The organism is Mesorhizobium sp. B283B1A, assembly GCF_020165735.1.
Taxonomy (GTDB): Bacteria; Pseudomonadota; Alphaproteobacteria; order Rhizobiales; family Rhizobiaceae; genus Mesorhizobium; species Mesorhizobium opportunistum.
On the sequence record NZ_JAIUIQ010000030.1, the window covers coordinates 24574 to 46658 of the forward strand.

The 22085-nt window shown below is 64.4% G+C and carries 21 protein-coding genes; 10 read left to right on the forward strand and 11 right to left on the reverse strand.

From position 1 onward, the window contains the following. Positions 1-158: 158 nt before the first annotated feature. On the reverse strand, positions 159-1751 hold the full coding sequence (locus LB577_RS23010) for a peptide chain release factor 3 (protein ID WP_023766338.1): 1593 nt from the start codon (positions 1749-1751) through the stop codon (positions 159-161). 140 nt (positions 1752-1891) lie between these two features. On the opposite strand from LB577_RS23010, the gene LB577_RS23015 reads away from it, so the two are divergent. Then, the gene (locus LB577_RS23015; RefSeq protein ID WP_224688706.1) at positions 1892-2968 is read left to right on the forward strand and encodes an NAD(P)/FAD-dependent oxidoreductase; all 1077 of its coding nucleotides are present in this window, start codon (positions 1892-1894) and stop codon (positions 2966-2968) included. Here the strand turns inward: LB577_RS23015 and LB577_RS23020 are convergent. The 3 genes from LB577_RS23020 to LB577_RS23030 form a co-directional block, all read right to left on the reverse strand. After that, positions 2962-4335, reverse strand: coding sequence for an amidase (locus LB577_RS23020; protein WP_224688708.1), 1374 nt, complete (start codon positions 4333-4335; stop codon positions 2962-2964). The two genes, LB577_RS23015 and LB577_RS23020, sit on opposite strands and share 7 nt — an antisense overlap. Positions 4336-4709: 374 nt before the next feature. Next, complete coding sequence (locus LB577_RS23025; RefSeq protein WP_013891413.1) at positions 4710-4934, reverse strand: hypothetical protein; 225 nt, start codon at positions 4932-4934, stop codon at positions 4710-4712. 120 nt (positions 4935-5054) lie between these two features. Then, positions 5055-5297 carry a hypothetical protein gene (locus tag LB577_RS23030; RefSeq protein WP_013891414.1) on the reverse strand — a complete coding sequence of 81 codons (243 nt, stop codon included), beginning with the start codon at positions 5295-5297 and terminating at the stop codon, positions 5055-5057. Between the two features lie 324 nt (positions 5298-5621). Here LB577_RS23030 and LB577_RS23035 point away from each other — a divergent pair, with 324 nt between their 5' ends. Beyond that, positions 5622-6572, forward strand: coding sequence for a hypothetical protein (locus tag LB577_RS23035; protein WP_032927345.1), 951 nt, complete (start codon positions 5622-5624; stop codon positions 6570-6572). Between the two features lie 44 nt (positions 6573-6616). Here the strand turns inward: LB577_RS23035 and LB577_RS23040 are convergent, their stop codons facing one another. Together LB577_RS23040 and LB577_RS23045 are read right to left on the reverse strand one after the other, a co-directional pair. After that, the gene (locus LB577_RS23040) at positions 6617-7417 is read right to left on the reverse strand and encodes a class II glutamine amidotransferase (protein ID WP_023775781.1); all 801 of its coding nucleotides are present in this window, start codon (positions 7415-7417) and stop codon (positions 6617-6619) included. 10 nt (positions 7418-7427) lie between these two features. Continuing rightward, positions 7428-7676: a DUF6356 family protein gene (locus LB577_RS23045; protein ID WP_224688711.1), complete on the reverse strand. Its 249-nt coding sequence runs from the start codon at positions 7674-7676 to the stop codon at positions 7428-7430. 114 nt (positions 7677-7790) lie between these two features. Between LB577_RS23045 and LB577_RS23050 the strand changes: the two genes are divergently transcribed. The 5 genes from LB577_RS23050 to LB577_RS23070 all read left to right on the forward strand — a co-directional run bounded on the left by LB577_RS23050 (position 7791) and on the right by LB577_RS23070 (position 11443). After that, the gene (locus tag LB577_RS23050; protein WP_023775782.1) at positions 7791-8261 is read left to right on the forward strand and encodes an Lrp/AsnC family transcriptional regulator; all 471 of its coding nucleotides are present in this window, start codon (positions 7791-7793) and stop codon (positions 8259-8261) included. A gap of 229 nt (positions 8262-8490) precedes the next feature. Next, entirely contained in the window at positions 8491-8976 is a 486-nt protein-coding gene (gene dut / locus LB577_RS23055) for a dUTP diphosphatase (protein WP_013891419.1), read from the forward strand. After that, a complete protein-coding gene (locus tag LB577_RS23060; protein WP_224688712.1) occupies positions 8976-9635 on the forward strand; it encodes an HAD family hydrolase in 660 nt (219 codons plus the stop codon). Before dut ends, LB577_RS23060 begins: the two co-directional genes overlap by 1 nt. Before the next feature lie 78 nt (positions 9636-9713). Continuing rightward, complete coding sequence (locus LB577_RS23065) at positions 9714-10562, forward strand: hypothetical protein (RefSeq protein WP_224688714.1); 849 nt, start codon at positions 9714-9716, stop codon at positions 10560-10562. Between the two features lie 80 nt (positions 10563-10642). Continuing rightward, positions 10643-11443, forward strand: a complete 801-nt coding sequence (locus LB577_RS23070) for an oxaloacetate decarboxylase (protein WP_224688716.1) — start codon at positions 10643-10645, stop codon at positions 11441-11443. A 56-nt stretch (positions 11444-11499) separates the two neighbouring features. Here LB577_RS23070 and LB577_RS23075 read toward each other — a convergent pair whose 3' ends face one another. Further along, entirely contained in the window at positions 11500-12210 is a 711-nt protein-coding gene (locus tag LB577_RS23075) for a sulfate transporter family protein (RefSeq protein ID WP_224688718.1), read from the reverse strand. An 87-nt stretch (positions 12211-12297) separates the two neighbouring features. Further along, positions 12298-13200 (reverse strand): DMT family transporter, encoded by a 903-nt coding sequence (locus LB577_RS23080; RefSeq protein WP_224688758.1) that lies wholly within the window; start codon positions 13198-13200, stop codon positions 12298-12300. Between the two features lie 224 nt (positions 13201-13424). Between LB577_RS23080 and LB577_RS23085 the strand changes: the two genes are divergently transcribed. Together LB577_RS23085 and LB577_RS23090 are read left to right on the forward strand one after the other, a co-directional pair. Then, complete coding sequence (locus tag LB577_RS23085) at positions 13425-14417, forward strand: adenosine kinase (RefSeq protein ID WP_224688720.1); 993 nt, start codon at positions 13425-13427, stop codon at positions 14415-14417. Positions 14418-14702: 285 nt separating this feature from the next. After that, positions 14703-15389, forward strand: coding sequence for an antitoxin Xre/MbcA/ParS toxin-binding domain-containing protein (locus LB577_RS23090; protein WP_224688722.1), 687 nt, complete (start codon positions 14703-14705; stop codon positions 15387-15389). 62 nt (positions 15390-15451) lie between these two features. Here the strand turns inward: LB577_RS23090 and LB577_RS23095 are convergent, their stop codons facing one another. Beyond that, a complete protein-coding gene (locus LB577_RS23095; RefSeq protein ID WP_023775790.1) occupies positions 15452-17731 on the reverse strand; it encodes an NADP-dependent malic enzyme in 2280 nt (759 codons plus the stop codon). Positions 17732-17942: 211 nt separating this feature from the next. Here LB577_RS23095 and mutS point away from each other — a divergent pair, with 211 nt between their 5' ends. Further along, entirely contained in the window at positions 17943-20672 is a 2730-nt protein-coding gene (gene mutS / locus LB577_RS23100; protein ID WP_224688725.1) for a DNA mismatch repair protein MutS, read from the forward strand. An 81-nt stretch (positions 20673-20753) separates the two neighbouring features. Here the strand turns inward: mutS and LB577_RS23105 are convergent, their stop codons facing one another. After that, positions 20754-21599: an aldo/keto reductase gene (locus tag LB577_RS23105; protein ID WP_224688727.1), complete on the reverse strand. Its 846-nt coding sequence runs from the start codon at positions 21597-21599 to the stop codon at positions 20754-20756. Positions 21600-21684: 85 nt separating this feature from the next. Then, positions 21685-22077 carry a DUF305 domain-containing protein gene (locus LB577_RS23110; protein WP_224688728.1) on the reverse strand — a complete coding sequence of 131 codons (393 nt, stop codon included), beginning with the start codon at positions 22075-22077 and terminating at the stop codon, positions 21685-21687. Positions 22078-22085: the final 8 nt, after the last annotated feature.

Sequence of the window (22085 nt, forward strand, 5' to 3'; positions counted from 1 at the left end):
CCCTTCTCCCCTTGCGGGAGAAGGTGGATCGGCGCGCAGCGCCGAGACGGATGAGGGGTGCTCCAGCGGAGTGAGGCGTTGGCGTTCCCTGGAACACCCCTCATCCGTCGCCTTCGGCGACACCTTCTCCCACAGGGGGAGAAGGGAAAGGCCCCGGCTCAAGCCGCCTTGTCGCGGACCTGGTAGTCCTTGATGGTGGCGAAGCGGATCGCTTTCCAGCGTTCGGCTTCGTAGTTCAGCGAGAAGGCGTGCTGGGCCAAAAACACCGGGTCGTTGTCGAGGTCGCGGGCGATGTCGCCGCGATGCGCCTCGATGAAGCGCAGCGTCTCGGCCTTGTCGTCGGCCGAGATCCAGCGACACACTGAGAAGCGCGACATTTCGAATTCGACCGGCAGCGTGTACTCGAAGTTCAGCCGCTCCTTCAGCACGTCGAGCTGCAGCGCGCCGACGACGCCGACGATGGCCGGTGAACCGTCCTCGGGCGAGAACAGCTGCACGACGCCCTCCTCGGCCATCTGGTGCAACGCTTCCTTGAGCTTCTTGGCCTTCATCGCATCGCCGAGACGCACACGACGCAGGATTTCGGGCGCGAAATTCGGCACGCCGCGAAACAGGATTTCCTCGCCCTCGGTCAACGTGTCGCCGATACGCAGCGTGCCGTGGTTGGGAATGCCGACGACATCGCCGGCGAACGCTTCGTCGGCGGTGACGCGCGTGCGGGCAAAGAAGAACTGCGGCGCCGACAGCGACATCGGTTTGCCGGTGCGCACCAGCTTCGCCTTCATGCCGCGCTCGAGCTTGCCCGAGCAGACGCGCACGAAAGCGATGCGGTCACGGTGGTTGGGGTCCATGTTGGCCTGGATCTTGAAGACGAAGGAGGTCATCTTCTCCTCGGTCGCCTCGATCGTGCGGGTGTCCGCCTCCTGCGCGCGCGGCGGCGGGCCGAAGGCGCCGAGCGCCTCGATCAGGTCGCGAACGCCATAATTGCGCAGCGCCGAGCCGAAATAGACCGGCGTCAGATGGCCCTCGCGAAAGGCTTCTATATCAAGGGGTCGGCACGCTTCGCGCGCCAGTTCCAGTTCCTCGATGAAGGCCTCGCGCTCGTTCTCCGGCAGCAGGCCGGCGACGCGGTTGGAATCGGGACCATTGACGGGCGTGCGTTCCTTCTCGTCGTCGCCCCTGCGCACCGCGTTCAGCGCCAAATGGTAGGTGCCGGAAAACGTCTTGCCGCGGCCGATCGGCCAGGTGATGGGCGCTGTATCCAGCGCCAGCTTCTGCTCGATCTCGTCGAGGATTTCGAACGGGTCGCGGCTTTCGCGGTCCATCTTGTTGACGAAGGTGATGATCGGGATATCACGCAGCCGGCAGACCTCGAACAGCTTCAGCGTGCGCGGCTCGATGCCCTTGGCGGCGTCGATGACCATGACCGCCGAATCGACCGCCGACAGCGTGCGATAGGTGTCGTCGGCGAAATCCTCGTGGCCGGGCGTGTCGAGCAGGTTGAAGACATTGTCCTCATACTCGAAGGTCATCACCGAGGTGACGACCGAAATGCCGCGCTCGCGCTCGATCTTCATCCAGTCGGACCGGGTCTGGATGCGGTCCTTCTTGGCCTTGACCTCGCCGGCAAGCTGGATGGCGCCGCCGAACAGCAGCAGCTTTTCGGTGAGCGTCGTCTTGCCGGCGTCCGGATGCGCGATGATCGCGAAGGTGCGGCGGCGCGATACCGCCTGTTCGATGTCTTCAGCCAATTTTTGGAATCCTGTCTGTGGCGCGGGCTTCTAGCAGCGCATTTCGGGCCTGTCGAACAGATTTGGCCGGATTGGCCTGCCGGTACTTGAGATAGGTTCGATGCGATGGCATCAGAAGACCTGTTCGACGGAGGTTCCGCATGGGCGCAGCCAAGCAAGTGATCGTCATCGGCGCCGGCATCATCGGTGCTTCCATGGCCTGGCACCTGACCAGGGCCGGGGCGCGGGTGACGGTCATCGCCGCCGACAGCGCCGCGGGTGGGGTCGCCACGCCGAACTCCTTTGCCTGGATCAATGCCACATGGGGCAATCCGGAGCCCTATTTCCGGCTGCGCACCCGCGCCATGGCCGAATGGTCGCGGCTGGCGCGGGACCTGCCCGGCCTGCCGCTCAGCTGGTGCGGCGGCCTGTGCTGGGATCTGTCGGCGGCCGACATGGAAACCTATAGCGCGCAGCATTCGGCCTGGGGCTATGGCATAGAGCGCGTCGACCGCGCCGGCGCGGCACGTATAGAGCCCAATCTCATCGAACTCCCGGATGTCGCCTTGCATGTCGCCGAAGAGGGCGTTGCCGAGCCGGTCGCGGCAACGAAGGCGCTGTTGGCCGGTGCCGAACGACGCGGCGCGCGGATCATCTCCAGCACGGTGACGGCGCTTGTCCAGACAGGCGGCAGGATTTCGGGCGTCGACACATCGCATGGGCTGCTTGCCACCGACGAGGTGGTGATCGCGGCCGGCGTCGGCTCGGCGGATATTGCCGCCACCGCCGGCATAAATCTGCCGCTCGAGACGCCACCCGGCCTGATCGTCCACTCGCGGCCCCACGAGAAGCTGCTGAACGGACTGGTGCTGGCCGAGCGGCTGCATATGCGCCAGACGGCCGAGGGCCGTATCATCGCCGGTTCCGATTTCAGCGGCGCCGACCCCGGCATGGATGCGCAGGTCACCGCCAGCGAACTGTTCGCGGTCCTGAAAGCCAGCCTGCGCGGCGGAGACGGGCTGACGCTCGATTTCCACACGGTCGGCTACCGGCCGACGCCGATCGACGGTTTTCCGATCATCGGCCGCGCCGAGGGCATGGACGGTGTCTATGTCAGCGTCATGCATTCCGGCATCACGCTGGCGCCGGCCGTCGGCCTGTTTGCCGCTCGTGAAATCCTCGACGGCGAGCGCGATCCGCTGCTGGCGCCTTACGGATTGGCTCGCTTCGCTCAATAGCCTGGCGGGCGGCTGAAGCCACCGGTCAACGGCGTCATTGCCCTGGCGATGCCGAGCAGCCGTGATTCCGACCAGCGCCTGCCGACCAGTTGCAGGCCGATCGGCAGGCCGTCGCTGTTCTGTCCGCAGGGCATCGAAAGCGCCGGGTGGCCGCTGTAGTTGAAGACAGCACCATAGGCCGGCAGCATCCAATAGCTTTGGTCCTTGCCGTCGACTTTGATCGGCGTGCCAGGCTCGCAATGTGAAAAGGCCGTGGTCATGGCGACCGGGCAGAGCAGCGCATCATGTTTTTCAAGGAACTGATTCCAGGCGAGAATCGATCTGTCACGGCGGGCGAGCGCCTCGAACCAGCGCGAGACGGGTGTCGGCTCGTCCGGCGGCTCGGGCTGCGCGGCCTCCATCATCATGCCGATCAGCGCGCCGCCTTGCGCGAGATCGTCATGCAAATCCAGTTTTGGAAGGTTCGCTTTCTCGACAGTCGCGCCGGCCGACTGCAACTGCCTTGCGATATTTTCAACAGCAGCACCGATAGCGTCGGTCACCGGGAAGCCGGGAAAGGTCGGTGCAAAAGCGATGCGCAGTGTCTTGAGCTCGAGCTTCGGCATGTCCTCGACCGGCACCGGCGCCAGATCGGTGTCGCGCCCGTCCGATCCGGCAATGATGCGATAGATCAAGGACAAATCGTCCACGCTGCGCGCCAGCGGCCCGACGCAGGACATCAACCGGACGCTGCGCGCGGCATCGCCCGGATTGGGAAAGGCACCGGCCAACGAGACGCGATGCTCCGTTGGTTTCAAGCCGTAGACGCCGCAAAAGGCGGCTGGGAGACGGATCGAATCCTGCATGTCGGTACCGACATCGAACGGCGTCATGCCAGCCGCGATCGCCGCTGCCGCGCCGCCGCTGGAGCCGCCAGAGGTGCGCTCAAGGTTCCAAGGATTGTTTGTGCGGCCGAACAGCGGATTGTTCGACTGCCAGTCGGACAGCATGCTGGCGACGTTGGTCTTGGCCATCAGCACGCCGCCGGCCGCCCTCAGCCTGGCGACGACCGGGCTGTCCTGCTGCGCGACATAATCGGCGAAGAGCGGAAAGCCGACGGTTGTTTTCATGCCTGCTGTCTCGTGCATGTCCTTCAGGGTGAAGGGAACGCCATGCAGCGGACCGAGCGCTTCGCCGCGTACCAGCGCTGCGTCCGCTTTCTTGGCGCGTTCGCGCGCGCCCTCCCTGTCGAGCGAGACGACCGCGTTGACTGTCTCGTTGTGACTGTCGATCTGCGCCAGATGGGCGTCGAGTGCCTCGACGGCGGAGATTTTGCGCGCGGCGATTGCCGTGGCGAGATCGACGGTTGAGGGGAAGGCAATGTGCATGAGGAATGCTCCGGCTTGGCGGCACTCGCCTTGAAGATGGCGGATCGAGGCACGGCTTCAAGCGGAGTTGAGCATTCGAGGATCGGCTGTGCTTGATTGGAATTGCGCCGGTCAAGGCCAATCGGATTTAGTCGACGGTCTCGCTTCGGCTGCGAAATGTTCCTGCCGGTCATCGACGGGGCCGTGATCTTCGCTATGGTTCCACCTCAGGCGGCCCAAAATGTATCGCCAGCCAATCACGATTGGGCATCCCGGCCGGCAGCACTCGGGGGGAGCCGCGATCCTCGGGCTCTCCCTAAATAGCTCGAAGCGATATCCCGTTGCGGATCATGGATCCCCGCGTCGACAAGCACCCGCGTCGACAAGCAATTGGCTTACTGGAAATTGAAATACAGCGCCGGCGGGTATTGCTGCCCTTCGGTGGCCGTCGCGGTTGCCCCCGCGGCCGACCTGATTCCGCCTGTCGACGTGTCGTCCAGGGGCGGCCGGGTCACCTGCGCCGTGGCGGCATTGTCTTGCGTCACCGCAACTTTCTTCTTGGCCTCCGCCGCTTGCGACAAGACAAGCAGCACGAGCAGTGCGGACAGAACGAGTTTCATGACAGTTTTCCTCTCTGGCTACAAAGCGCGCGCATTTCCTGGATAGGCTCATACGGCGCGCCCAAGTTCCTCTTCATGAGTCATCAACTCCACCTCGCCGCTGTGCGCGGCTTGGCCGCCTCACTGCCTGAATCCGGACTCGTCGAGCAGGGCGACCTGCTTGCCGTCGATATAGAAGCGAATCGCGTGCGCCTCGTTATCGACGTCGATGCGGGTCGGCTTGGCGGCCACCACAGCCGTTGCGCCCTTGAGATATCTCGAGTGAGAGTCGCCGGCCGGCGCGTATCGAAACAGCAGCACCAGTGCGATGCAGCCTGCGGTAAATACGATGAATGTCAGTCTGGAAGAGGCGTTTGCGGTCATCCGGTCATTCCTTCAATTCGAGGTGGCATTACGGTTCGGTTGCTACCGGGCTTCTCAGCCTGGTTTCGCCGTTGCTCGATGGGAGCGTGTCACAGCTTTTCGAAAGAAAGGGGAATGACCTCCCCGGCGCACGTTCAGAACGTTCGCTGACAGTATGCCCCTTGCCCTTCGCGAGCTTAGCGCCGGCCCACAAGCCGGGAAGGCTGCACGCGCGGAATGCCGTGGAATTCTCTGGAATTCCTCTTATATTAGCAGATCGAAAAGTAAGGTGTGAGGTTTTGCCACGGCGTGTTATGGCGGAAACCAAACCGCAAAGGCAGCCACGTGGCACAGCACATTGCTCAGAAATTACGGCTGACTTCGGCGTTGTTGGGGACGGTAACCCGCAAGGATCTGGCGGCGGCTTTCCGGTCCGTCAATCCGAAGACCTCATTCGATCTCGGCCGTGCCGACAAATGGCTGCAGGGCCGCGCCCAGCCGCGCGAGCATAGTGTGTATGAAGACTGGGTGAAGCTGCTGGGCTTGGAACAGTCAGGCGCATGGATCGCCGACTGCGACCTGCCAAACTTCACGGCCGCGATCGCGACCCGCCACAACATCGACAGCGCAGATCTCGAACGCCGCGCCGGGTCTCAGTTCGAGACCTCGTCCAACCATGAAGAGCGCAGCCTCGCCTTGGCGCTTGCCGGTACCTATGCATGCTATTCGCGTGCCTGGTCTCCTTACTATCGCGGCCAATTCATCAGGGGCATCCTGTCGATGGAGCCGGGGCCTGGCTCACATGGCCTGACCGCCAGCTATCGCGAAATCTTGCCGACAGGCCAGTTGGTGCTTGGCGGCCCGGTCACGCCGGCCAAGCGTGCCCTTTACATGCATCTGAGGGAAGTCGGCGGGGATGCGCAGTTCTTCGTCAGCCTGTTCCCGCGGTCGCAGCCGGGGAGCGTTCTTGGCGGATATATGTGTGGAACGGCGATTATCGGCCCGGAGGCGCAGCCGTCGCTTACAAGGATCCTCATGGTGCGTCTGCGCGATCAGGCGCGGGGCGCCACCCCGTGGGGCGGATACCTGCTGCCCGATGAGTCGATTTCGGCAGATCTGGCATCGGTCGGCATGTCCATCGAGCATCCCGAGCAGGTCGACCGGCAGCTCACGCGGTTCCTCGTTGGAGGGAGCGATGGCGGCGTCCACCAGATCCCGCCTGCCGAGTTCCGCGCCATCCTCGATGTCTTCGATCGCCACTGGCTGAAGCACTCGAGCGCGCGGCAAAGCCCCTGAAGTGCCAAACGCCGGATATCGCGCGGAGCTGACTGATTTGTAACCTAAAGGGCCAGAGCAAGCCTTGCAGATGCGGGCGCAAACGGTCGAATGGCGATGCCGTCCCGGGTCATGGTGACGAAGCTCGACGGCGGGATCGCCTGCCAATCGCCGCCCTCGCGATCGAACGGTTCGGACACGATGCAGCGGCCGCCGCCTTTTCGCAGGGCGGAGGTGTAGAGCGTCGGCGCGTGAGCGTCGGTGGCATAGCGCACCGCATGCAGCGCCTGCCCGTCCGAGAAGGCGGCGGTGAGCTTCAGCGCCGGTTCGAGGCCGGCGCGGCGCGAAGCGTCGAGCACGCGGCTGGTGGCGCGCGACACTGCGCCTTGCGGGTCACCGGCCAATCCCTCGTCGATCATCAGCAGGAAAAACAGTTCGGAATCGGTGGTGCCTTCGCGCTGGTCGAAGACGGCGTCGCAGAGCGTGTTCTCCAGCGCGCGGCGGATCTTTTCGAAGCCACCTATCTGGCCATTGTGCATGAACGACCAACGGCCCGAGATGAACGGATGGCAGTTCATGCGGCTGGTGGCGCCGCCGGTCGAGGCTCGCACATGGGCAAGGAACAGGCCGGATTTGATCTGCCGGCACAGGCTCTTCAGATTGGGATCGGACCAGGCCGGCAGGATGTCGCGGTAGAGGCCGGGCTCGGGCCGGTCGTCATACCAGGCAAGGCCGAAACCATCGCCATTGGTCGGCGACTTCGCTTCCTGGGCGCAATGGCTCTGGGCAATCAGCGAGTGGCAGGGCGCGGTGAGGATGTCTTCGAGAAAGACCGCTTCACCCAGATAGGCCGCCCACCGGCACATCGCTTCTCTCCTAGGCGCGATCCGGAAGAGCCGCCGGCTCCTTGGTCGCGTGCGTGCCTCTGTTGTGTGTCCGCTCGTAAAGCTCGCGAACGATTCGGCTGGCGGTAGTCTCAAACAGAAATGGCAAGAAAGCGTGAACGAGCGCGGCACCGGCCGCCATCAGCAGCCGCGAGGAGAACCACGCCGCAAAGGCCATATGGCTGAAATAGGTTTCGCCGACCTTGGCCGGATGAGAGGTGAAAATCCTTGCGACCGACATGCTGGTTCCCCTTCAGCGCTTCAGGTTCCGATATGAGTATCCTGACACGCTTCGCAGGTTCATTGGTCTCAAAATGTCCTTGTATTTTGCCATTTTGTGGGACAAACATCCCACATGGCGCTGAATATCGATGAAATCGACCGGAGATTGCTAACCGAATTGCAACGCGACGGCACGCTGTCGGTCGACCAGCTGTCGGAGCGGGTGGCCTTGTCGCGCAATGCCTGCTGGCGGCGCGTCAAGCGGCTGGAGGAGGATGGCGTCATCACCGGCCGGGTGGCGCTGGTCGATGCCGAGAAGCTCGGACTTGGCCTTTCGGTGTTCATTCTGGTCCGCACGTCCAATCACGATCCCGACTGGCTGCAGAAGTTCCGCGCGGCGGTGACCGGTCTTTCCGAGATCATCGGCGTCTACCGCATGTCCGGCGACCTCGACTATGTCCTGCGCGCCCGCGTCGCCGACGTGAAGGCCTACGACCGGCTCTACCAGCGGCTGATCGCCAAGGTGGCGCTGTCCGATGTTTCCGCCTCTTTCGTGATGGAAGAGATCAAGGAGACGACGGTGGTTCCGATGGAAGTGCGCTAAGGTATGTTGATATTTAGGTGATGCCGGCCTGCAAACGACGGGTTTCTCCGCTTCCGGTGCTCACGGACCGAATGTCCGCTCCGCTCCGGTTCTCGAAATCCGCCGTTTTCGACTCGGCCTGACCTGAATCTCAACACACCTCAGGCCATAGTGATGCCTGAAAGAAAGCCGTTGATAGGCTTGCGGGCGAATTGACCGAATCGGCAATCGCGCCGATAGGATCGATTTTATGCGCGCAGCCCTCCAAAACTCCTCCGTCATCGGTCCGACTGTCGGCGTCGTCAGGCTGCCGCATGCTGAAGGACTACCGCTTCCCGCTTACGAAAGCGCCGGCGCCGCCGGCATGGACCTGCGCGCGGCGGTGCCTGACGACCGGCCGCTGCTGATCCTGCCGGGAAAACGCGCTCTTGTGCCGACCGGGCTGATCCTCGAAATCCCCGAAGGCATGGAAGGCCAGGTGCGGCCGCGCTCCGGCCTTGCCTTCAAGCATGGCCTCACCGTCCTCAATTCACCGGGCACGGTCGACAGCGACTATCGCGGCGAGGTGAAGGTGCTGCTGATCAATCTCGGCGACGAGGATTTCGCCGTGACGCGAGGCATGCGCATTGCCCAGCTGGTTTTCGCCGCCGTGACGCAGGTGGGCGTCGAAGAGCGCTCGCTGGCCGGCGGCACCGCGCGTGGCTCCGGCGGGTTCGGATCGACCGGCACCGCCTGATGCAAATTCCAAAGCTGGTCATCTTCGACTGCGACGGGATCCTGGTCGACACGGAGAATCTCGCCAACCGACGCCTCGCCGAGTGGCTCAGCGCGGCGGGCTATCCGACCAGCTTCGAATATTGCCGCAAGAACTTCTCCGGCCGCAGCATGGTGTCGGTGCAGAAGGAAATCGAAGCCGACACCGAAGTCCGGCTCGGCGCCGACTTCGTCGATCGCTGGAACGCCGGCCTGCCGGACCTGTTCGCCCATGGCGTTGAGGCGATCCCCTATGTCCGCGAGTTCATCGAGGCGGTTCGCGCGGCCGGCATCGCCTATTGCGTCGCCACGTCGGCCCGGATCTCGAAGATGCACATCACGCTTGGCCAGACCGGGCTGTTGCCGCTGTTCGAACATGCGATGTTCAGCGCCACCATGGTCTCGCGCGGCAAACCGTTCCCGGACCTGTTCCTGCATGCGGCCAAGACGATGGGCTTTCCGCCCGCCGACTGCGTCGTCATCGAGGACAGCGTCGCCGGCACGCAGGCCGGCATCGCCGCCGGCATGCGGGTGTTTTCCTATCATGGCGACCCCTATTCCGACCGCGATGGCCTGATCCACGCCGGCGGCATTCTGTTCGACGACATGCGCGAACTGGCGGGACTGGTGCCGATCCACTGATCCGCCGGGCTTGATGGACGGGCTGGACGCCGTAGGGCGCTGTGCTACGGTCCGTGCGCCCGACAGCCCGAGGCGTCCATGCCAACGAACCTCTTTCGCTTCATCCTCGCCTTGGTGCTGCTGCCGTTCTTGTGGACCGCAGCCGGCGCGCAAGCGATCGGCTTTCCGGATCTCGGCAGCGCGCTGCCCGGCCGCACCGATGTGACCTATCTCGATCTGGCAAAAATGGTCATTCCGGGCCTCGCCGCTGATAAGGACGGCTTCTACAAGGGCGGGTCGCCCATCGACATGCGCCATATCGAGGGACCGGACGATGGCGGTTCGCCACCCGAGACCTCCAGCTTTTCCAATGCCGCGGTGCTGGCCATCAAGGCCGGCGGCAAGGACCGGCTGGCGATGCTGTTCGACCTTGGCGATTCTCCCGACAGCGCCGAGGGCTACGCGGTGCTGGCGCTCTACGACATCACGGCCAAGCCGAAATTGCTCGACGCGGCCAATGTCGCGGTCGACCGCAGCACCTATTTCCGCGAGCCGAACAAGCTTTCGATCGGCGACGGAGACGACGCACTCATAACCATGAGCGCGCATTTCAATTCGAACCAGAACTATGTGGCGACGCCGCTGATCATGGTTGCCAAGGACAGGTTCGAACTGGTCGACATGATCTATACGCTCGATGAGAAGCTATGCGCCTACAGCCGCAGGCAGGACATCGGGTTCCAGACCATCGCTGACGGACAGCCTTATGCCGCTATCAAGGCGACAGTCACCGACACCACCGTGCCGAGCCGTGAAAGCTGTGACGAGGCCGCGCCCAAGGCTGCGTCGCACGAGATTTCCGTCACCTACCATTGGGACAAGACGCATTACGTCAAGGATTCCGGCGCGTTCGAAAGATTGGCAGCAGAGAACGAGAAACGCTTCTGAACCCCGCGCATTCGTTTGCCCGGGCAAGGCGGGCAAGCTAAAATCCGTGCCATCGCACTGCACACTATGGGGGAATTGCCATGGACAAGGGTAAGATCTTTCGTGACCTGCATGCCTCGACCTTCGTCATGCCCAATCCCTGGGATGTCGGCACGACGAAGCTGCTTGGCTCGTTCGGCTTCAAGGCGCTGGCGACGACCAGCGCCGGCTTTGCCTTTTCGCGCGGCCTCCCGGATGGCGCAGTGACCTTCGACCAGATGATCCATCATTGCCGCGACGTGACGGCGGCGACCAGCCTGCCGGTTTCGGCCGATCTCGAAAAAGGCAAGGGCGACAGCGCCGAGCAGGCCGCCGAGACGATCTTCGCGGCGGAAGCGGCGGGCCTTGCCGGCTGCTCGATCGAGGACCACACAGGTGACCCCGACAAGCCGATCTATGATTTTGCCCACGCGGTCGAGCGCGTCGCGGCGGCGGTGGAGGCGGCGCGGGCGCTGAAGCGCGATTTCGTGTTCACGGCGCGGGCCGAGAACTTCTTGTGGGGCAAGTCCGACCTCGACGACACCATCAAGCGGCTGCAGGCCTTCGAGAAGGCCGGCGCCGACGTGCTCTATGCGCCTGGTATCAGCGATATCGAGATGGTGCGCACGATCTGTTCGGCGGTGAGCAAGCCGGTGAACGTACTGGCTAAACCGGGCTTCACCATCGCCGATCTCGCCATGGCAGGGGTCAAGCGTATCTCACTCGGGTCGTGGCTGACCAATTTCGCCTACGGCATGCTGGAGACGGCGGCGCGCGAGATCCAGCAGGATGGCACGTTCGGCTTCACCCGCGCCGCCATGCCGTTCGGCAAGTTGCAGGCGCTGTTCCGCGAGTCCTCATGAACAGGGAAGTCCTCATGAACAGGCCGGGCGGCGGATTCCCGCGCCGCTGAGCCGAGTTAGCTCCGCGAGCGGCGTGCCGCTTCGCGCGCCGAAATCGCCTTGTGCAGGTGCACCATCATGGCGGCGGCGAAAAGCGGCGTCACCAGGTTGAGCAGCGGCACGGCGAGGAAGGCCGCGATGACCAGCCCGGCGAGGAATACCGTTCCGGCATGGTGCCTGCGCAAGGCCCTGGCATCCTCCTCCGGACGGAAGCGCATGGCGGCGAATTCGAAGAATTCCCGCCCGAGCAGGTAGCCGTTGACGATGAAGAAGGCGGCGATGTTGATGCCCGGCACCAGCAGGAGCAACAGGGCGACGATGTTGCCGAGGATGACGACGCCGAAGAACTTTATCGCCAGCACCAGCGAGCGCAGCGCCGGCATTGCGCGGCCGGGCGGATCGGCTGGATAGTCGGTGCGCTCGACCACTTCGGCGACATCGTCGAGGAACAGGCCGGCGATCACGGCCGTGACGGGCGCGACGAGCAATGCCATGCCGAAGGCGAGCGCAATTGCTGCAATGATGCCGCCCAGCCAGCCGGCCCAGGACGGTATGCCCGGCAACAGCGTCTGCAGCCATGGCAGGGCCAGCCATTCGACAAGGCTGGTCAGGCCGAACCACAGGGCGACCAGCGCCAGCAGGGTCAAGCCCAGCGTCTTGAGGAAGACGGCCCGAAAAGGCGGCGAGAGCAGCTCAAGGGCCGCGGTGCGGGCAGCGTCGAAAATCACCGTGCTTCAACCCTCGATGAGCAGACACCGCCGAATGGACGGACGCTCCCGAGATAGGCAGCCCAAGTCATGAGCACAAGCGCGCAGCTATCTTGCAAGCGCCGGCTTGCGAACCGGGATGGTCATGGCCGCGACGCCGGCAACGACACAAGCCATGCCGAGCCATACAGTCGGCCCCAGCGTTTCGCCGAGGAAGACAGCGCCGATGCCGACGCCGATCGGCACGCGCAGATAGGCCTGCGACGTCGTGCCGACCGAGCCCAGCGTGTGGATGAGGCGGAAATAGATGACGAAGGCGAGCGCCGTCGAGAACACCGAGAGGCCAAGCAGCGCCAGGATCGACGCCATCGACGGCGCCAGCGTCCAGGGCTGGTCGACCACCAGGCTGAGCGGCACCAGCATGACGGCACCGCAGAGCATGGAACCGGCGGCCGGCAGCATCGGATCGAGGCCCTTGAAGCCACGGCCGAAGATCGCGGCGCCGGCATAGCAGATCGTCGCCACGACGATGGCGAGCTGCGCCCACAGTTCTTGACCGAGACCGCCCAACGCTTCGGTACCGATGATGAGGCAGATGCCGGCAATGCCGGCGCCGACACCGACCAGTTTGCGCAGCGTGACCGGTTCATGGCGGGTGATCAGCGCGGTGAGCAGGAAGGTGAAGATCGGCGAGGTCGCGTTCAGGATGGTAGCGAGGCCGGCATCCACCGAACGCTCGGCGGCGGCGATCAGCGTGAACGGGACGACACTGTTGAGGCATGCCTGGAAGGCGAAGCGGCGCCAACTCGCCGCATCGCTGGGCATGGCAAGCCCACGCCAGCGGATGATGGCCAGAAGAATAGCGCCGGCAATCAAAGTGCGCGCGGCAATGAAGGTGATCGGCGGGATCGTCTCGACGCCGATCTTGATGAAGGTGTAGGAGGCGCCCCACAATACAGCCAGCACGCCGAGCAGCGCCAGGTCGGTCGTTGTATCGTTTCGTGTCGGCATCCGCTGGCTCGCCTTCGGGCTGTGATCGAACAGGCCAGAGTTGTAGGCTAGGCCGCGATAAAATGCTTCGGCCACGGTCGAATTGTCGTAGCGCCTCAAGTGGATGCGCTGGGATGATCCGCCAAAGTTGAGTGCCGCGCTCTAGGCAAAGCCGTTTCGAATCGCTAGACCCGCGCCCGGCCTGCATGGCAAGAAGCTGGCTCTGGTTTTTGGCGGAGATATTGATGCCGGATTATGACGTGCTTTGCATCGGCAATGCCATTGTCGACATCATCGCCCAGTGCGAGGAGGAATTCCTCGAAACCAACGGCATCATCAAGGGCGCGATGAACCTCATCGATACCCAGCGCGCCGAACTGCTCTACAGCCGCATGGGTCCGGCGATCGAAGCCTCCGGCGGCAGCGCCGGCAACACGGCGGCCGGCGTCGCCTCCTTCGGCGGCCGTGCCGCCTTCTTCGGCAAGGTTTCCAACGATGCGCTGGGCGAAATCTACGCGCACGACATCCATGCCCAGGGCGTCGCCTTCGACACCAAACCGCTCAAGGGCGAGCCGCCGACGGCCCGCTCGATGATCTTCGTCACCCCCGATGGCGAGCGCTCGATGAACACCTATCTCGGCGCCTGCGTCGAGCTGGGGCCGGAGGACGTGGAGGCCGACAAGGCGTCTGGCGCCAAGGTCACCTATTTCGAAGGCTATCTGTGGGATCCACCGCGCGCCAAGGAAGCGATCCGGCAGACGGCGAAACTGGCGCACGCGGCAGGCCGCGAAGTGTCGATGACGCTGTCGGATTCGTTCTGCGTCGACCGCTACCGCGACGAATTCCTCGAGTTGATGCGCTCGGGCACCGTCGATATCGTCTTTGCCAACAGCCACGAGATCAAGTCGCTCTACCAGACATCGTCGTTCGACGAGGCGCTGGCGCAGATCCGCAAGGATTGCCGGATCGCCGCCGTGACGCGGTCCGAGAAAGGCTCCGTCATCGTGCGCGGCGACGAGACCGTGGTCATCAAGGCCACCGCCATCAAGGAGCTGGTCGACACGACCGGCGCCGGCGACCTCTACGCCGCCGGCTTCCTGCATGGCTACACGCAAGGCCGCGACCTCAAGACCTGCGGTGACCTTGGCTCACTGGCGGCCGGATTGGTGATCCAGCAGATCGGCCCAAGGCCAAGGCAGAATTTGCGCCGCGAGGCCGAACAGGCGGGGTTGTTGTAGGGGGCACTTTTTTCCTTCTCCCCCTGTGGGCCCCACAAGGGGGAGAAGGGAAAAGCGCCCCGCTGCTCACCGTCGCGTCACTGTCACATATCGCTCCTACACGACATCGCGAGCCTCCCGCGACTGATATTTCGGGGCGCCCGCAATCAGATGGGATGTTCAAAAATGCAAGGCAGCAAGCTGTCGGGCGGCGCGGGTCGTTGCCGCCGCGATCTTCGTTTTCAGCACTAGAAATTCAGCAACCGGCCGCGGCTAAGGGAGGAGCGCGGCCCGGAAGACAGATGCATGAACAGATTTCAGACAACCGGTCTCGGGCAAGACGACTTCGCGGAGATGGTCGCGGAAGACGTCGAACGCGCGCTTGCCCATTATGACGAGGCCATAAACCAAGCCACCGTGGTCTCCGTCGGCAAGATTGCCGGCAGCATAGCGTCCGCCGTCACCTCGCTGTCGCCGAGACACCAGCGCGCCATCGACACCATCCATGCCGACCTTCCCGGCCTTGCGCAGAAATTCGTGCGCGCGCTCGCGGCGGAAGCGGCGCGCCGCAGCGAAGCCGGTGCCGCCGGCCTGCCGGTGCCATTGTCGGCCGGCGCACCACCTCCCCCGCAACCCGACGACCTCGAATCGATGCTGATCGAGGACTGGGCCGGCCGCGTCGCCGGCTCGACCTATCTGGAAGAAAGCCTGCGCATCGCCCGCTCGACCCTGCACCGCTGGCAAAGACGCGGCGACGTCATCGCCTTGCGCAAGGGCGGCCGCAAACACGTTTTTCCGCTGGCGCAGTTCGTCGACGGCAGGCCGGTCGCGGGCATAAGCGATGTGCTCAAGCTGATCGGCAATCCGAGGCTCGCCTGGCTGTGGCTGACACGCCCGGCGGCGCAACTCGACGGCCGTATACCGATCGATCTGCTGCGAGCGGATCAGGTGGACGAGGTGGTCGAAGCGGCCCGGATGTTCGCACCGGGTTGAGCTTCGTTCGAAAAGCGTTCACAGGCTCGCAATCGGCTCTCGCCTGTCACTTGGTCCGCCGCTCAAGTCCCCGCCGTATAGGCCGCGATCGCCGCCATGTTGACGATGTCTGAGTCCTTGGCGTTCAGCGAGACGATCTGGACCGGCTTGTTGAGGCCGACCAGCAGCGGGCCGATGACCGTCGAGCCGCCGAGTTCCTGCAGCATCTTGGTCGAGATCGAGGCCGAGTGGAACGCCGGCATGATCAGCACATTGGCCGGACCGGTCAGCCTGATGAACGGGTATTGCGCCATGGCCCGTGCGTTGAGCGCGACGTCGGCGGCCATTTCGCCGTCATACTCGAAGTCGACGCGGCGCTTGTCGAGGATGCGCACGGCCTCCTGGACGCGCTCGGAACGCTCGCCCTGCGGGTGGCCGAAGGTGGAATAAGCGAGCATGGCGAGCCTCGGCTCATAGCCCATGCGACGCGCAAAGCCAGCCGCTTCCTCGGCGATGTCGGCGATCTGCTCGGCGTTGGGCATGTCGTGCACCGCGGTGTCCGCAACGAGGACAGTCTTACCCCGCGCGAGTACGATCGAGACGCCGATGACGCGGTGGCCGGGCTTGGCGTCGATGACGCGGCGGATGTCGTCGAGGGCGGTGGAATAGTTGCGGGTGACGCCGGTGACGATGCCGTCGGCATCGCCCAGCGCCACCATGCAGGCGGCGAAGTGGTTGCGGTCGTTGTTGATCAGGCGCTGGCAGTCGCGGAACAGGAAGCCTTTGCGCTGCATGCGCTCGTAGAGGTAGTCGGTGTAGATGCCGTTGCGGCGCGACAGCCGGGCATTGATGATCTCGATGCCTTGCTTGTTGAGGTCGATGCCGGCGTGCTTGGCGTTCTCCTTGATGACGTCGTCGCGGCCAAGCAGGATGGCGGTGCCGAGCTTCTGGTTCACATAGGAGACCGCGGCGCGCATCACTTGCTCCTCCTCGCCCTCGGCGAAGACGATGCGCTTGGGCTGGCGGCGCACCCGGTCGTAGATGCGCTGCAAGGTGGAGGCGATCGGATCGCGCCGGGCGGACAGTTCCTGCGCGTAGCGGTCGAGGTCGAGGATCGGCTTGCGGGCAACGCCCGAATCCATCGCCGCCTTGGCCACCGCCAGCGGAATGGCCGAGATCAGGCGCGGGTCGAACGGCACCGGAATGATGTAGTTGGGTCCGAATCTCGGCCTGTTGCCCTGGTAGGCGGCGGCGACGTCGTCGGGCACGTCCTGGCGCGCCAGTTCGGCGAGCGCTCGGGCGGCGGCGATCTTCATGTCGTCGTTGATGGTGGTCGCCCGCACATCCAGCGCACCGCGGAAGATATAGGGGAAGCCGAGCACGTTGTTGACCTGGTTGGGGTAATCGGACCGCCCGGTGGCCATGATGGCGTCGGTGCGGATCTCGGCCACTTCTTCCGGCGTGATCTCGGGATCGGGATTGGCCATGGCGAAGATGATCGGGTTCTTGGCCATCGACTGCACCATGGCGGTCGTCAGCGCACCCTTGGCGGAGAGGCCGAGGAAGACGTCGGCGCCGTCGAGCGCTTCGGCAAGGCTGCGCCTGTCGGTCTTGACCGCATGCGCCGACTTCCACTGGTTCATGCCTTCGGTGCGGCCCTGATAGACGACGCCCTTGGTGTCGCACAGGATGATGTTTTCCGGGGCAAAACCCATCGCCTTCATCAGCTCGATACAGGCGATGCCCGCGGCACCGGCGCCATTGCAGACCAGCCTGGTGGTCTTCATGTCCCGACCGGTGACCTCCAGCGCGTTGATCAGGCCGGCGGACGAAATGATGGCGGTGCCGTGCTGGTCGTCGTGGAAGACCGGGATGTCCATCAGTTCACGCAGGCGTTGCTCGATGATGAAGCATTCCGGCGCCTTGATGTCCTCGAGATTGATGCCGCCGAAGGAGGGGCCGAGGTAACGCACGCAGTTGATGAATTCCTCGGCATCCTCGGTGTCGACTTCGAGGTCGATGGAATCGACATCGGCGAAGCGCTTGAACAACACCGCCTTGCCTTCCATGACCGGCTTGGAGGCCAGCGCACCGAGATTTCCCAGACCGAGGATGGCGGTGCCGTTGGAGATGACGGCGACCATGTTGCCGCGCGTCGTGTAGTCGAAGGCGCGGCTCGGATCCTCGGCGATGGCGCGCACCGGCACGGCGACACCCGGCGAATAGGCGAGGCTGAGATCGCGCTGCGTCGTCATCGGCTTGGTGGCGACGATCTCCAGCTTGCCGGGCCGGCCCATCGCGTGGAATTCGAGCGCTTCCTGCGCGCTGACGGACGGACCGCTGTTCTCGGTTTTCCTGGCCATGATGTCTTGATTTCCTCACCGGTGCAGCACCTCCTTGAAGCGGGTGCTTTGTTTCGGTCCGAATTAAGACCACGCGCCGCCGCGTGTAAACCGCCAGCGCGTGGGAATCGCAGGCCGGCGCGCAAATGCCGGCAAGCGACCAGCCAGTCGTCCCCTGCTTTTCGAGGCTCCGGCATTAAACCGGGCAATCACATCTGCTAGCGTGCCGCGCATGAATATGCACAGCCCGAACGAGCCAGACGCCCCCGAGGCGATGACGCCGCCGCAGCCTGGTGCGGCCGCCGTCACGCCGATGATGGAGCAGTTCATCGAGATCAAGGCGGCGAACCCGGATTCGCTGCTGTTCTACCGCATGGGCGACTTCTACGAGCTGTTCTTCGACGACGCCGAAAAGGCCAGCCGGGCACTGGGCATCGTCTTGACCAAGCGCGGCAAGCACCAGGGCCTCGACATTCCGATGTGCGGCGTGCCGGTGCATGCGGCCGACGATTATCTGCAGAAGCTGATCGGCCAGGGTTTTCGCGTTGCCGTCTGCGAGCAGATCGAGGATCCGGCCGAGGCCAAGAAGCGCGGCTCCAAATCGGTGGTGCGCCGCGACGTGGTGCGCCTGGTGACGCCGGGAACCATCACCGAGGACAAATTGCTGGCGCCGTCGGAATCGAGCTTCCTGATGGCGCTGGGGCGGGTGAAGGGCGGAGCCGACCATTCCTTCGCATTGGCCTGGATCGACATCTCGACCGGCGCCTTCCGCGTCGCCGAGACCACCGCCGACCGGTTGCTGGCGGACATTTTCCGCGTCGATCCGCGCGAGCTGATCGTCGCCGAGCCGGTGTTTTACGATGCCGAGCTGAAGCCGGTGTTCGACGTGCTCGGCCGGGTCGCCAACCCGCAGCCGCCATCGCTGTTCGATTCGGCCTCCGCCACCGGGCGCATCGCGCGCTTCTTCGATGTGGCGACGCCGGACAGTTTCGGCACGTTTTCGCGCGCCGAGCTGTCGGCGATCTCGGGCGCCATTGCCTATGTCGAGAAAACGCAGAAGGCCGAGCGCCCCCCATTGTCACGGCCCGAGCGCGAGGAACAGGGCTCGACGCTGTTCATCGATCCGGCAACGCGTGGGAATCTGGAGCTGCTCCGCACTCTGTCCGGCAGCCGCGAAGGGTCGCTGTTCAAGGCCATCGACCGCACGGTGACCGGCGGCGGCGCCAGGCTGCTCGCCGACCGGCTGATGGCGCCGCTGACCGACCCGGCAGCGATCGGCGCGCGCCTGGACTCGGTGTCGTTCTTCCGCTCCGAAACGCGGCTGTGCCAGGCAGTGCGGACAAGCCTGAAGAGCGTCGCCGACATGCCGCGCGCCCTTTCCAGACTGGCGCTCAACCGCGGCGGTCCGCGCGACCTCGGCGCATTGCGCGCCGGTTTCGAGGCGGCCGGCGCCATCGCCGAAATCTTTGCCGCGACCGCCCTGCCCCAGGAGTTGGCGAGCGCACTAGCCGCCATTCATGCGCTGCCCCAGGCGCTCGCCCGGCATCTGACGCAGGCGCTTGGCGAGGAACTGCCGCTGCTCAAGCGCGACGGCGGCTTCCTGCGCGGTGGCTATCACGGCGAACTCGACGAGATGCGGGCGCTGCGCGACGAGTCGCGAAAAGTGATCGCCGGGCTGGAGCGCTCGCTGATCGAAGAGACCGGCATCCGCTCGCTGAAGATCCGCCACAACAATGTGCTGGGCTACTACATCGAGGTGACCGCCAACCATCATGCGGTGATGACCGGCAGCGATGGCGCCAAGGCGCGCTTCATCCACCGCCAGACCATGGCCAACGCCATGCGCTTCACCACGACTGAACTTGCCGAACTCGAGACCAAGATCGCCAATGCCGCCGACCGGGCGCTGGGCATCGAACTGGCGGCCTTCGATGCACTGACGGCGGAAGCGGTCGGCGAGGCGGAGAAAATCCGCGCCGGTGCCGATGCGCTCGCCGTGCTCGACGTCTCGGCGGCATTGGCGCTTTTGTCGGAAAGCGAGGCCTGGTGCCGGCCGGTGGTGGATTCCAGCCTTGCCTTCGAGATTTCCGGCGGCAGGCATCCCGTGGTCGAGCAGGCCCTGCGCCGTTCGGGTGACGGCCCCTTCGTCGCCAATGATTGCGACCTCTCGCCGGAAGGCAGCGCCAAGAACGGCGCGATCTGGCTGCTGACCGGCCCCAACATGGGCGGTAAATCGACGTTCCTGCGGCAAAACGCGCTGATCGCCATCCTCGCCCAGACCGGCTCGTTCGTGCCGGCGGCATCGGCCCATATCGGTGTCGTCGACCGGCTGTTCTCGCGCGTCGGCGCTTCCGACGATTTGGCACGCGGCCGCTCGACCTTCATGGTCGAGATGGTCGAGACGGCGGCGATCCTCAACCAGGCCGGCGAGCGGGCATTGGTGATCCTCGACGAGATCGGCCGCGGCACTGCAACCTTCGACGGCCTGTCGATCGCCTGGGCGGCGGTGGAGTACCTGCATGAGAAGAACCGCTGCCGGGCAATCTTCGCCACCCATTTCCACGAAATGACCTCGCTCGCCGGCAAGCTGGCCCGGCTCCACAACGTCACCATGCGGGTCAAGGAATGGGAAAACGACGTCGTCTTCCTGCACGAGGTCGGCAAGGGTGCGGCCGACCGCTCCTACGGCGTCCAGGTGGCGCGGCTCGCCGGCCTGCCGGAAGCGGTGGTTGACCGGGCCAAACAGGTGCTGCACCAGTTGGAGGAAGGCGAGGTTTCCGGCAAGACCAACCGGCTGGTCGACGATTTGCCGCTGTTTTCCGTGGCGGTGAAGCGCGAAGCACCCAAGCCGGTGAAAAGCGACGCACTGGGCGCAGCACTCGGCGACATCAACCCCGACGAGATGACACCAAGGGAAGCGCTGGAGGCGCTTTACCGGCTGAAGGGGCTGGCGGGAAAGTAGATTGGGCTGTGGGCATGGCTGCATCGCCGAAACCGCCAATCTCCCCACTTGAGGGGGAGATTGGCAGCTTCATCGCCGCGCTTAGATCATCTCCAGTCCGCGCTTGCGCGTCGGTGGCGGGAAGGCGCGGTCGAGATCGGCGATGTCCTGCGGCGTAAGCTTGATGTCGAGCGCGGCAAAATTCTGGCGGACGTGCTCCTGGCTGCTGGCCTTGGGAATGGCGATGACGCCCTCCTGCTGCATCACCCAGGCCAGGGCTATCTGTGCCGCGGTGGCGCCATGGCGGGCGGCGACCGCGTCGAGCCTGGCATTGCGCGCCAATGCACCCTGTTCGACCGGCGAATAGGCCATCAGCGGAATGCCGCGCTTGCGGCTCCACGGCGCCAGATCGAACTCGAGGCCGCGCCGGACCAGATTGTAAAGCACCTGATTGGTCTGGACATTGCCGCCATTGGGTAAGCCGGCGAGGTCTTCCATCTCCTCGATGTCGAAATTGCTGACGCCCCAGTGGCGGATCTTGCCGGCTTTCTTCAGCGCCTCGAAGGCTTCGACCGTCTCCCCCAAGGGCACGCTGCCAGGCCAATGCAAGAGATAGAGGTCGATGCGGTCGGTGGCGAGGCGCTTCAGGCTGTTCTCGCAAGAGCGCTGCACGCCCGCGCGCGAAGCGTTCGACGGCAGAACTTTCGAGACCAGGAAAACCTCGTCGCGGCGCCCGGCAATGGCCTCGGCCACGACCTCCTCGGCACCGCCGCTGGCATACATCTCGGCGGTGTCGATCAGCGTGACGCCGAGATCGAGGCCAAGCCTGAGAGCAGCGACCTCATCGCCACGGCGCCTGATGTCCTCGCCCATTTTCCATGTGCCCTGGCCGAGAACGGCAATGGCTTCGCCGGAGGGCAGCGTGGTGGTTCTGACGGTCGATAGCATGGAAGGCTCCGTTCGGGGCCGGATCGCATCACAGGCCGGACGAGAAATCCAGAGGCGTTCTCGCCGCCGGCGATCTGTTGGAGGCCTATTTCACCGGATGGGCGGCGAGCCAGTCCTGCATCTCCTTGATCTCGGCCTCCTGCGCGGCAATCACCGCTTCGGCCAGTTTGCGGATTTCCGGATCCTTGCCATTGGCAAGCTCGACCTTGGCCATGTCGATGGCGCCCTGATGGTGCGGGATCATGCCGCGAACAAAATCGACGTCGGCATTGCCGGTATATTGCGAGGCCATCATGCCGGCGTGCATCTTGTCCATCGCCGCCTTGTAGCCCTCGGTCGACGGGCTTTCCGCGCCCATCGCCATGCCGGCCATGTCGTGTTTCATCTCTTCGCTTTGCGCCGGGACGCTTTCGAGGAAGACGGCAAGCAGCATTCCGGCCGCCATCAGCAAAAGCACGAGTTTCTTAGCCAAGGTCATTCATGGTC